Source organism: Ancylobacter amanitiformis (assembly GCF_030814815.1).
GTDB classification, from domain to species: Bacteria; Pseudomonadota; Alphaproteobacteria; order Rhizobiales; family Xanthobacteraceae; genus Ancylobacter; species Ancylobacter amanitiformis.
Map to the genome: position 1 here is coordinate 136572 of NZ_JAUSVR010000008.1, position 11571 is coordinate 148142.

9 protein-coding genes are annotated in these 11571 nt (G+C 68.9%); 3 read left to right on the forward strand and 6 right to left on the reverse strand.

All coding sequences use genetic code 11. From position 1 onward, the window contains the following. Positions 1 to 63: 63 nt before the first annotated feature. Together QOZ99_RS13555 and QOZ99_RS13560 are read right to left on the reverse strand one after the other, a co-directional pair. The gene (locus QOZ99_RS13555; RefSeq protein ID WP_306890515.1) at positions 64 to 1611 is read right to left on the reverse strand and encodes a GMC family oxidoreductase; all 1548 of its coding nucleotides are present in this window, start codon (positions 1609 to 1611) and stop codon (positions 64 to 66) included. A 203-nt stretch (positions 1612 to 1814) separates the two neighbouring features. After that, on the reverse strand, positions 1815 to 2570 hold the full coding sequence (locus tag QOZ99_RS13560) for a FadR/GntR family transcriptional regulator (protein WP_306890516.1): 756 nt from the start codon (positions 2568 to 2570) through the stop codon (positions 1815 to 1817). A gap of 404 nt (positions 2571 to 2974) precedes the next feature. Here QOZ99_RS13560 and ppaT point away from each other — a divergent pair, with 404 nt between their 5' ends. Next, complete coding sequence (gene ppaT, locus QOZ99_RS13565; protein WP_306890517.1) at positions 2975 to 4150, forward strand: pyridoxamine--pyruvate transaminase; 1176 nt, start codon at positions 2975 to 2977, stop codon at positions 4148 to 4150. Positions 4151 to 4170: 20 nt separating this feature from the next. On the opposite strand, the gene QOZ99_RS13570 is transcribed toward ppaT, so the two are convergent. The 4 genes from QOZ99_RS13570 to QOZ99_RS13585 all read right to left on the reverse strand — a co-directional run bounded on the left by QOZ99_RS13570 (position 4171) and on the right by QOZ99_RS13585 (position 9016). Continuing rightward, complete coding sequence (locus QOZ99_RS13570; protein WP_306890518.1) at positions 4171 to 5106, reverse strand: putative B6 ABC transporter permease subunit 1; 936 nt, start codon at positions 5104 to 5106, stop codon at positions 4171 to 4173. Between the two features lie 13 nt (positions 5107 to 5119). After that, positions 5120 to 6205, reverse strand: coding sequence for a putative B6 ABC transporter permease subunit 2 (locus tag QOZ99_RS13575; protein WP_306890519.1), 1086 nt, complete (start codon positions 6203 to 6205; stop codon positions 5120 to 5122). Next, a complete protein-coding gene (locus tag QOZ99_RS13580; protein WP_306890520.1) occupies positions 6202 to 7833 on the reverse strand; it encodes a putative B6 ABC transporter ATP-binding protein in 1632 nt (543 codons plus the stop codon). The genes QOZ99_RS13575 and QOZ99_RS13580 overlap by 4 nt, the downstream gene beginning before the upstream one ends. 154 nt (positions 7834 to 7987) lie before the next feature. Then, positions 7988 to 9016, reverse strand: coding sequence for a putative B6 ABC transporter substrate-binding protein (locus QOZ99_RS13585; protein ID WP_306890521.1), 1029 nt, complete (start codon positions 9014 to 9016; stop codon positions 7988 to 7990). Positions 9017 to 9054: 38 nt separating this feature from the next. Between QOZ99_RS13585 and QOZ99_RS13590 the strand changes: the two genes are divergently transcribed. Together QOZ99_RS13590 and QOZ99_RS13595 are read left to right on the forward strand one after the other, a co-directional pair. Next, complete coding sequence (locus tag QOZ99_RS13590) at positions 9055 to 9558, forward strand: hypothetical protein (RefSeq protein WP_306890522.1); 504 nt, start codon at positions 9055 to 9057, stop codon at positions 9556 to 9558. A 479-nt stretch (positions 9559 to 10037) separates the two neighbouring features. Then, positions 10038 to 11522, forward strand: coding sequence for a 4-hydroxyphenylacetate 3-hydroxylase N-terminal domain-containing protein (locus QOZ99_RS13595; RefSeq protein ID WP_306890524.1), 1485 nt, complete (start codon positions 10038 to 10040; stop codon positions 11520 to 11522). Positions 11523 to 11571: the final 49 nt, after the last annotated feature.

The following is an 11571-nucleotide window of genomic DNA, read 5'->3' on the forward strand; positions in this document are numbered from 1 at the left end:
GCGCAAGCCTTCCCGAGACAACATTCCCGAGAAAACACTCCCCTGCCGGAGAGTTGTAGCCGGCTACGCGTCGCTCGTGCCGCTCGTGCCGACATTCGCGGCGAAGGTCTCCGCGATGGCGAGGATCGCGGCGTGCACGGGGCCCGAGGTGATGGTGGGGATGACCGAGGCATCAACGATGTGCAGCCCCTCGAAACCGTTGAGCTTCAGATTGGCATCCACCACCGCGTCGGCATCCGCCCCCATGCGGCAGGTGCCGACGGGGTGGTGATGGGTGATGACCGCGCGGGCGAGGAAGGCATCGATCGCCTCCTCGCCGCGCACGTCGATGCCCGGATAGATCTCCTCCGCCCGCCACTCGTCCAGCGCGCTGGCATGGCCGATCTCCCGCGCCAGTTCGAGCGCGCGCCGCGCCAGCCGACGGTCATGCCCGGTCTGGAGATAGGCGGGATCGATGAGCGGGGGCGCGGCGAGATCCGGGCCGGTGACGGTGAGGCGCCCGCGCGAGGTGGGGTGGGTGACGCCGGACAGCAGTGTGTAGGCCGAGCCATAGGCCGGCGCGGCGAAGCATTCCGACACGGTCGGCGCCGCCACGCAGCCCAGCACCACGTCCGGCGCGCCATCCGCGCGGGTGGGGTCGTCGGCGTTGAGATACATGAGCGATTCGGAGTGCTGCAACTGCGAGGGGGGCACCGGGCGGCGGGCGCGATAGACATTGCCGGCGGTGAGCAGATGGTCGTGCAGGTTGCCGCCGACGTCCTTGCGGTCGGCGCGGCAGGCAATGCCGGCCGCCTTCAGCTCCGCCGCCGGGCCGATGCCGGAGCGCATCAGCAGCAGCGGCGAGGCGATGGCGCCGGTGCTGAGCAGCAGGCGTTCGGCATGGATCGCCTGCGTTTCGCCGCCGATCTCCACGAGCGCTCCGGTGATCCGGGTGCCCTCGATGATGAGCCGGTGCACGCGCGCGCCGGTGATGAGCGTCAGGTTTGGCCGACCCCGCGCGGGCGTCAGATAGGCGTCGGCCGCGCTCACGCGGCGGCCCTCGCGGATGGTGAGGGAATTGGGCGCCACGCCATTGAGCGGGCCTCCATTGTGCTCGCCGAGGAATGGCACGCCGCGCGCGAGGCCGGCGGCCATGTAGGCCGTCACGACCGGGCTGAGTTCCTTGCCCGGGAGATAGACGGTGAGCGGACCATCGGCGCCGTGCTGGGCGCTCGCGCCCTTCGAGAAGCGCTCGCTGCGGCGAAAGCCCGGCAGCAGGCCGGCATGGGACCAGCGGGCATCACCCGTGGCGGCGGCCCAGGGCGCGAAATCATCCGCATGGCCGCGCACATGCGCCATGGCGTGCAGGCAGCTCGACCCGCCGACGATGCGCCCGCGCGGCCAGGGATGGATGCGCCCGGCCGTGCCCGGCTGCGGCACGGTGCGATAGGCCCAGTCATAGGGCCGATCCTGCAATACCGGCCATTTCAGTGGATCGGCGATGTCGGGATCGGAAGGGTGCTCGCCCGCCTCGATCAGCCCGACCTTGAGATCGGGATCCTCCGAGAGGCGCGCCGCGAGAACGCAGCCCGCCGAACCGGCGCCGATGACCAGCACATCGAAGGATTTCATCGCAGTCTCTCCACGGATATCAGGCAAGGAGGGGGCGTTTCCGCGCGGCGGAGCGCCGGCGGAGCATCGCGAGATGGAACGTCAAGGCGCAGGTGCCGCTTCTGGAGCCATCCCGCGCAATCCCGGTTCAGCGGAATGGCGCCAGATGGTTTTCTCGACGCGTTTCGTCACGCGAGCGGGCATCCATGTCGCTCGAAAGCGCTCTACGGGGAGCCGCCGGGCGCCAGCCGGCCCATGATCTTCTGCTGCAGCGTGGCGAGGTGCTGCCACATGGCCCGCTCGGCCGCCTCCGGGTCGCGCGAGGCGATCGCGTCGGCGATCTGCTGGTGCTCGCAATCGCGCAGCCGCACGCGCTCGGGCACCAGCGTGGCGTCGCTGTCGGTGTAGCGCAGCCGCCCGTCGCTCGCGACCCGGTGCAGCAGCACATAAAGCTCGGAGGCGAGAGCATTGCGCGCGCCGGCGGCGATGGCCTTGTGGAAGATCATGTCGGCGGCGATCGGGTCGGCATCCGGCGCCGTGGTGGCCGCGCGCACGATGCGGTCGATCTCGACCGGGCTGGCCCGGAGCGCGGCCAACCGCGCCAGCGAGGGCTCCAGCATCAGCCGCAGTTCCATCACCTCCAGCGGGTTGGTCGAGTTGATGAGGTTGCGGCTGCTGTCGATGCCAGGCGTGGTCGAGGCGCGCCGGCCCGCGCGCGCCGGCTCCAGTTCGCCGCGCGCGCGCAGCACGCCGAGCGCGCGGCGCAGCGTGTGGCGCTTCACGTTCAGTTCCTCGGCCACCGTCCGCTCCGGCGGCATGCTGCCGCTGCGGGCCAGGATGGCGCGAATCGAATCGACCAGTTCCTCAATGCCCGCCGGTTCCCGAGCGCCGGTTTCGGCGGCGGCGCCGCGGCTCTGGGGCTCGGGTGTCCGGCGCGGCTTGCGCCCGGTCTTGTCCGCTATCGCGTCCATCGAGGTCATGTCCATTCTCGTGTGGGAGCCGCCGGCCGCTGCGATTCTGTCGGATCGGGCAGCGTGGATCGGCCCCGCCGCGAAATGTACGGGCGGGATCGCCCATTTACAATATTGGTTGCCGGCTGGTCGAGGCCGCGCGGCACTCTTTGGTTGCCGATACACCCCGGGCGTTGTGGATGGCGCTCCGTCTCGTCGCCGGCGCAAAGGCCCCACGCGACGGCGCGCCCGCGGCAAAAGCGAAGCGGCCAGCGCCCTGCGCGGGTTGAGGTTCGCGGTGCCAAGCCTGTTGCTCTCAGCAGCGGGTGGTGCCAATCTCGAACCATTGTCGGCATTTCGGTCGTGTTTTGGTTGGAAATGCCAGCCGCGCCACCGGAGGACCGGCAGTCCCGACAACCATCCAGAGCAAAGCCATGCGTTACGCGCCCAGCGACCTGCCGGTCTTCACCCTCACCACCGGCCCTGTCGACGCCTATCCCGCCGTGCTGCGCGGCCTCGCCGCCACGGTTCTCTACGACTATGATCCGGCCTTCCAGGCGACCTACCAGCGCGTCACCGAGAAGCTCGCCGGCATGGTGAAGAGCGAGACCATGCCGGTCCTGCTGCAGGGCGAGCCGGTGCTCGGGCTGGAGGCGGCGGCGGTGTCGCTGATCGGGCGCGACGACGTGGTGCTGAACCTCGTCTCCGGCGTCTATTCCAAGGGCTTCGCGCCCTGGGCGGCGCGCTCGGGCGCCGAGATCGTCGAACTCGCCGTGCCGTATAACGAGGTGATCGATCCCGCCGCGGTCGCCCGCGCGCTGGCCGCGCGCCCGGATGTGACCGTGGTCGCTCTCTGCCACCATGACACGCCCTCGGGCACCATCAACCCGGTCGCCGAGATCGGGGCGGTGGTCAAGGCGCATGGCGCGCTGTTCCTGGTCGATGCGGTGTCGTCCTTCGGCGGCATGAAGGTCGATGCCGAATCGGCCGCCATCGATCTTCTCGTCACCGGCCCCAACAAGTGCCTGGGCTGCCCGCCCGGCCTGACCATCCTCGGCGTGTCCAACCGCGCCTGGGCGAAGATGAAGGCCAATCCGCAGGCGCCGCGCGCGTCCATCCTGTCGATTCTCGACTGGGAAGACGCCTGGCGCGCCGACCAGCCGTTCCCCTTCACCCCCTCGGTCGCCGAGATCAACGGGCTGGAAGCCGCCATCGACCTCTATCTCGCGGAAGGAGCGGAGAAGGTCTGGGCCCGGCACGCGCTCACCGCGCGCGCCTGCCGCGCCGGGTTGAAGGCGATGGGGCTTGCCATCTGGCCGGCTGATGAGAGCTTCGCCTCGCCCACCGCCACCGCCGTGCGCACGCCGGATGGCATCGACGAGGCCGAATTGCGGGCGCAGGTGCGGGCCCGCTACGGCGTCGTGCTGTCCTCCGGCCGCGGCGAGACGCTCGGCCGGCTCACCCGCATCGGCCATATGGGCCCGACCGCGCAGCCGCTCTATGCCGTGGTGGCGCTCACCGCGCTCGGCGGGGCGCTGGGCGCGCTCGGCCACGGTGTCGATGTCGGCGCCGGCGCCGCCGCCGCGCTGGCCGTGATCGACGCGGGCTGAGGGGCCCAGGCGGGGCGGGCTCATCGCGCGCCCCGTACGTAATGGGTGCCGAGCGCCGGCGGCAGGCTGGCACGGCGGCCGAACAGCACCAGCACTGCGAGCACGGCGGCGAAGGGCAGCATCTGGATCACGTCGGTCGGGATGCTCACCCCGGCCACCTGCAGCGCGGTGGTGGCGGAAAGACAGGCGCCGAACAATAGCGCGCCGGCCAGCACGAAGAGCGGGCGCCCGCGCGCCTGCATGGCCAGCACGATGCCGATGAAGCCCGCGCCATTGGTCATGAACGGCACGAAGATGCCCGCGCCGACCTGCGACATGAAGGCGCCGCCAATGCCGGCGAGGAAGCCCGTGGTGAGCACGGCGAGGGTGCGCACGCGGCCGACATCGACGCCGGCCGCATCCAGCGCCGCCGGCTTGTCGCCCGCCGCCTGCAACGCGAGGCCCGCCTGGGTGTAGCGGAACACATAGGCCGTCACCGCCACCGCGAGCATGGCGAGATAGACGATGGGCGGGCGGTCGAACAGCGCCGGGCCGAGCACGGGAAGGCTCGACAGGCCGGGAATGGCCAGTGTCGCCACCGCCGGCAGGCGCGGATAGCTCTGCGCGAACTGGAAATGGTGCAGAAGCGCGGTCAGTCCCTCGGCGCCGAGAGTCAGGGCGATGCCGATCACGATCTGGCTGAGGCCGAGGCGGATGCAGAACAGCGCCATGGGCGCGGCCACCAGCATGCCGCCAATGCCGCCGCCGAGGAAGCCGAGCCAGATCGAGCCGGTATCGTAGGCGACGAGGAAGCCGAGATAGGCGCCGAACAGCATCATGCCTTCGATGCCGATATTCAGCACGCCGGCCTTTTCCGAAATCTGTTCGCCGAGACCGGCGAGCATGAGCGGCAGGCCGGCGGTCAGCGCGCCGAGCACGAGCGAGGTGAGGAAGGCGTCGGTGAACAGGGCGGTCATCGCGTCTCCCCCTCTACTTGCCGGCCGCGCGGCGGCGCTGGTCGAGATATTCGGTGATGCCGAGCATGATCAGCAGGATCGCCACGACCACGAGAGTGAAGAAATTCGGCACGCCGGTGCGCCGCGCCGCGCTCTCGCCGCCAATCGACAGCACCGAGAACAGGAACACGAAGGCGATGGAGGCGAAGCCGTTGAAGCGCGCCAGGAACACCAGCGGCACCACGGTGAGGCTGTAGGCCGGGTTCCAGTCCGCCCGCACATTGCCCTGCACGCCCATGATCTCCACCGCGCCGGCCAGCCCCGCCAGCGCCGCCGAGATGGCGAAGGTCGCCACCGTGAGCGCGGGCACCGACAGGCCGGCATGGATGGCCGCGCGTGGATTCGCCCCCACGATGCGCAGCTTCAGGCCGAAGGCGGTGCGGGTCATGACGAGGTGCACGACGATGATGGCGACGAGGCCGATGATCAGTCCGCTGGAAATCGTGGTGTCGAACAGGCGCGGCAGCCGGTCGGCGACGATCAGCGTGCGGGTCTGCGGCACCGTGGTGGCGGGGTCGCGGAAGAACAGCTTCACCAGCACATTGGCGAGCGAGACGCCGAGAAAGGTCATCATCAGCGTGGTGATGATCTCGTTGACGCCCTGATAGGCCTTGAGCAGCGCCGGCAGCACCGACCACGCGGCGCCCACCATCGCGCCGACCAGGAGGCCGATGAGCAGCACCAGCCAGACCGGCATATGGGGCGCCAGCAGCGGCCCCAGCGCGGCGACGATCACCGCGCTGAGCAGGAACTGGCCGTCGCCGCCCAGGTTCCAGATACCCGCCCGAAAGGCGACGATGAGCCCCGCCGCGATGAGCAGAAGCGGGCCCATGCGGGTCAGCGTGGCCTGCAGGCCATAGGGGTTGAGCAGGCCGCGATCGACCACATAGCCGTAATAGGCGAACGGGTTGACGCCGAGCGCCAGCAGCACGAGGCCGGACAGCAGCACCGCGCCGAGCACCGGGCCGAGCGCCAGGGCGAGAAGGCGCGCGCGGTCGCGCCAGACGCCGCTGCGCGGGGCGGGGAGGGCATCGCTGCCGATCTGTGTGGTGTCGCTCATGGCGTTGCGCCGCTCATCAGTTCGCCGACCCGGCTGCGGGCGGCGGCATCATTGCCAACCATGCCGACCACTTGCCCGCGCGACATCACGGCGATGCGGTCGGAGAGTTCGAGAACTTCCTCGAGGTCGGTGGAAATCAGGATTACCGCCAGCCCGGCATCGGCCGCTTCGCGGATGCGCTGGCGGGTGGCGCGGATGTTCTGCACGTCGAGCCCATAGGTCGGCTTGGCGAAGATCACCGCCCGCGCCTTGCCGGAAAGCTCGCGCGCCAGCAGCGCCTTCTGGATGTTGCCGCCGGACAGTTTGCCGATGGCGGTCTCGATGCCCGGGGTGCGCACGTCGAACTCGCTCACCATGCGCCGGGCATGGGTGGCGATGGTCTCGGGCTGGTCGATGCCGTGGCGCCAGAACGGGGCCTCGCCCACCTGCTTGAGCAGGAGGTTGAGCGAGATCGGGAAGGTGCCGACCGTGCCCTCGCCGAGCCGGTCGTCGGTGACGTAGCGCAGGCCGAGCCGGCGTCGGCCGCCGACATCGAGCCGCTCGATCGGCTGGCCGCCGAGGCGGATACGGCCGGCCGCCAGCCGACGCTGGCCCGCCACGGCCTCGGCGAACTGCTTCTGGCCATTGCCGTCAATGCCGGCAATGCCGACAATCTCGCCGGGCGAAACCTCAAGGTCGATGCCGGCGAGCGGCACCGAATCATCGTCGACGGCGAGCCCCTCGATCTGCAGCAAAGGCTGGGTGGACGGGGCGCGGCGCGGGTGCGACGCGGTGGCCTGCGCGGCGGCATCCGCGCCGAACATCAGCCGGATGATCTCGGCGGTCGCGGCGGCGGGGCCGAGCGCGGCGAGCCGCTCGGGGGAAATCTCGTCCACCCGCCGGCCGAGCCGCAGCACGGTGATGCGATGGCCGAAGGCGAGCGCCTCGTTCAGCTTGTGGGTGATGAAGACCACCGCGATGCCGAGCTTGACCAGCCGGCCCATCAGCGCGCCGAGATCCTCCGCGCCCTTGGGCGTGAGCATGGCGGTCGCCTCGTCGAGGATCAGCACGCGCGAGCCGCGCATCAGCGCGCGCACGATTTCCACCTGCTGCTGTTCGCCCAGCGAGAGGGCGCCGACCTTGGCGTGGGGATCGATGGTGACGCCGATATCGGCGCAGACCGCGGCCATCCGGCGCGCGAGGCCCTCGCGGTCGGGGCGCGACCACCAGCGGCCGCCGAGCGCCATGTTGTCGACGACGCTGAGCGAGGGCACCAGCATGGAATGCTGGAACACGGTGCCGATGCCGAGTTCCAGCGCGCGGGCGGGCGAGGAGATGCGCACCTCGTGGCCATCGATCAGCACGCCGCCCTCGTCCGGCAGCTGCAGGCCCGAGAGCATGCCGACCAGCGTCGACTTGCCGGCGCCGTTCTCGCCGAGCAGCACGTGCACCTCGCCGGGCCACAGGTCGAAGGAGACGCGGTCATTGGCCACGACGCCGGGAAAGCGCTTGGTGACATGGTCGAGCGTGACGATCGGCCGGGCCGCGCCATGCGAGGAGGCCGGGCCGGGCGAAGGCGCCGGGCCGTGCGAAAGAGCCTTGCCATTCGCGTTGGCCGTGGCCGCGTGAGCGTTGAGGGTCTGGGTCATGATCCGAACAATGCCCGGCTCCGCCTGCCGCCGGCGTGAAAACCCGGGCGTGCGGCAAGCGGGGGCCCGTGGATGACGGGCGTTACGACAAGGATGGGCGATGGGTCTCGTGGCGTTCCGGCGCGGCGGGGAGCCCCCGCGCCGGAACGGGACATCACGGCGTGGTCGGCAGCGCGGTGACCATCTTGTGCACGGTGTCGGCATCGTAATGCGCGCTCACCTTGATCTTGCCGTCGATGATGTCCTTCTTGATCGCCTCGATCTGCGTCCAGACATCGGCCGGGATATGGCTGGTCTTGAGCAGCGTGACCGAGCCGTCCTTGAGGTTGATGTCGTAGTTGCGCGAGCCGTATTTGTCGGCCTTCAGGTCGGCGATCATCGCGGCGTAGACGGGGGTGAGGTTCCACACCACGGAGGAGAGCAGGTTGCCCTTGTCGATGGCGGTCTTGTCGCCGATCACGTCGATGAAATAGACCTTGCCGCCATTGGTCGCCTTGTTGGTCTCCACCGCCTGCAGCATGCCGAAGCTGGAGCCGTTGCCCTGGCCGAAGATGACGTCGGCGCCGGCCGCGATCAGCGCCTCGGTGACGCGCTTGCCGCCGGCGGCGTCCGAATAGGCCGCCGGTCCGATCACCGCGTAGCGCACGTTGATGCCCGGCTTCTCGGCCTTGGCGCCTTCCGCGAAGGCGGCGGACTGCGAATTCCACGACGGCGGCTCGCCCGACACCACGATGCCGACCGTGCCGGTCTCGCTGGTCTTGGCGGCGAGACGGCCGGCGAGATAGGCGCCCTCATGGCCGCTGGCGGTGTAGTCGGCCACCGCGCCGGGCTTCCTGGCGTCCGGACGGTCGACGATGGCGACCGGCACCTTCAACTCCTCGCCGATTTCCGGCGCGGAGGTGTTGTAGCCGCTGGCATGGGCGATCAGCAGCCCGGCGCCGTCCTGCGCCATTTCACGCAGGGTGGGGCGCACGTCGCCATAGCCGAGATTGTCGGCCACCAGCACCTCGACGCCAGCCGCCTTGCCGGCGGCCTTGGCGGCATCGACGCCCTGCTGGTTCCAGCCATAATCCGTGCCGGGCTCGGGCGTCAGTATGGCGATCGACTTGATATCCGCCGCATGCGCGATCGACACCGAGCCGAGCAGCGCCAGCGCGAAGCTGTGCAGGATGATCTTTCTCATGGAAGGTTCCTTTATTGGCTGCATGGAATTTATGTTCCATGGTTGAGAGAATTATTCTATCAGAAAGCGACGAAAACTCGGAGTTTTGGCGGATGCTGAAGTTTGTTATTGCAGTTATTCTTATTTTGTTGCCTTCGATGGCGCTCCCCGCGCAGGCGGAGGAGGTCCTCGTGGTCGAGCGGGGCGTCGAGGGGCTGGCCGCCGTCCCTTTCCGCATCGCCAACGATACCGATCGCCCGGTCGTCTGCTCTGCTGCGATCGCGCATTGGTACTCGGCGCAGATCGGCACCGCCGCGCCGCACGGGCGGCTGGACGCCTCGCTCTGGTCGAAGCCGGCGAGCGGCGAGGTGTTCCTGCTCAACGCCACGCAGGATCGCATGCCGGTGCAGCGCCTGTGGTGCGGCTATCTCGGCGAGGACGTTTCGACGCGCAGCGAGATCGCGCTGGCGCGCCGCGCCGGAGCGCCCGAGCCGGCCATCGACCTTGTATGCGGCCGCGCTGGCGGGACGGCAGCGCTCGCCTGCCGGCCGGGCGCGCAATGACTGGTCGGGTGCTGGTCCGGCGCTCATCATGCCGACGTCTCCCGCGAAGGCGCTCGCCGTGACCCGGCGTCCGTCGTCTTTCAACCAAAAAAGCCAGAACCACCGGTTTTGGTCAAGCGAATCGGCGGCGGAAATGGTCAACCGATTTTGGTTGCGAAGGCCGAGTCTGGTTTGCGTGCACAAGTTTTATGCAGCACAATGGCATTGTTCTGGGGTGAACTCTTATAATTTTCGCCATTATCGGGTGTGTGCAGCGCAATATTGTTCTGTATCGTGGCAGAGTGAATGAATATTGGGCGGTCAAATGCCGCTCGGGAGGGGCTTGACCATTTCGGTGGTTCAATGGTTGGATTGCCGCCACCCGGAACCGACACGGGGCGCTTGCCGATGATCCATCGTCGGCGTGCCGTCCCGCCGAAAGGCCCGACGACATCATCAGAACGCGTTTGGGAAACGGGTCCTTCAGAGGAGAGCGGACGATGAACGCGCAGACGCCGAAGCGGGAACTTCCCGTAGGCCACAAGCTCAAGACCGGTGATGAATTCAAGAAGTCGCTCGACGACGGTCGCGCGCTGTGGGTCGGCGGCAAGCGCATTGCCAAGGTGTTCGACGATCCGGCGCTGTCGGCCGGTGTCGATCTCATCGCCTCGATGTTCGACGACCAGTTCAAGCCGGAATTCGCGGACGCCACCACCTATATCGACGATAGCGGCGCGGTGGCGAGCCGCGCGTGGCAGGTGCCGCGCACGCAGGCGGACCTCGCCGACCGTCGCAAGATGATCGAGTATACCAGCCTCAAGACCGCCGGCACGTTCGGCCGCCCGCCGGATCTGGCGCCCGCCATCGCGGTCGGCCTGCTCGCCTATCTCCCGACCTTCCAGGCGAAGAAGTCGCTGATCGAGGGTTGTTCGCCCGATTTCGGCGAGAATATCGAGCGCTATGTCGCCTATGGCCGCGACAACAACCTCACCGCGTCCGAGAGCCTGACCGGCCCGCAGAACGACCGCTCGTCGCCAAAGGGCGCGGAAGCCTCGCTGCTGAAGGTGAAGAGCGTCGAGGCCGGCGGCATCCGCGTCTCCGGCGCCAAGACGGTGGGCTCGATCTCGGCGCAGGCCAACGAGATTTTCTTCACCAATCTCGGCGGCATCCGCGACACGCCGGCGGAAGCCTGCATCTGGGCCTCCGTGCCGATCAACTCCGAGGGCATCAAGCTGATCTCGCGCGAGATGGTGTCCCATCCCGGCGCCGATCCGTTCGATCATCCGGTCGCCCGCCTGGGCGAGGAAGCCGACCAGCTGATCATCTTCGACAATGTCTTCGTGCCGAAGGACCGCATCTTCAATCTCGGCGACCCGACCGCCATGTCCTATTACGGGCCGGTCTGCGTGTTCGCGCACTGGCACGTGCTGACCCGCCTCGCGGTGAAGGCGGAGCTGTTCGTCGGCGCCGGCCAGCTGGTGCTGGACGTGCTCGGCACCGCGCATATCCCGGCCGTGCAGGGCATGCTGGGCGAGATCATCCAGTACGCCCAGACGCTGCGGGCTTTCATCACCGCCGCCGAAGCGCTGGCCAAGCCCACCGAGGGCGAGGTGATGGCCCCCGATGTCGGCATGCTGACCGCCGGCCGGCTCTACTCGATCGAGGAATATCCGCGCATCATCCACATCCTGCAGGAATTGTGCGGCCAGGGCCTCGTCATGCGCTTCGGCAAGGCGGCGTTCGACAACCCGGAAATCGGCCACCACCTCGACGAGTTGCTGCCCGGCAAGGGCGTCAGCGCGGCGGTCAAGGAGCAGCTGATGAACTTCGTGTGGGACATGACCTCCTCGTCCCTCGCGGGGCGCGTGGCGCTGTTCGAGAACGTCAATGCCAGCCCCGCGCCGCGCCTGCGCGAGCGTCTCTACAACGAGGTGAAGCGCGATCGCTTCACCCAGCAGGTGAAGACCCTCGCGGGCATGCCCTGATCCGCGGGCCCTCGCCGGGCCGCCACCCCCCGGGCGGTCCGGCCCCCCC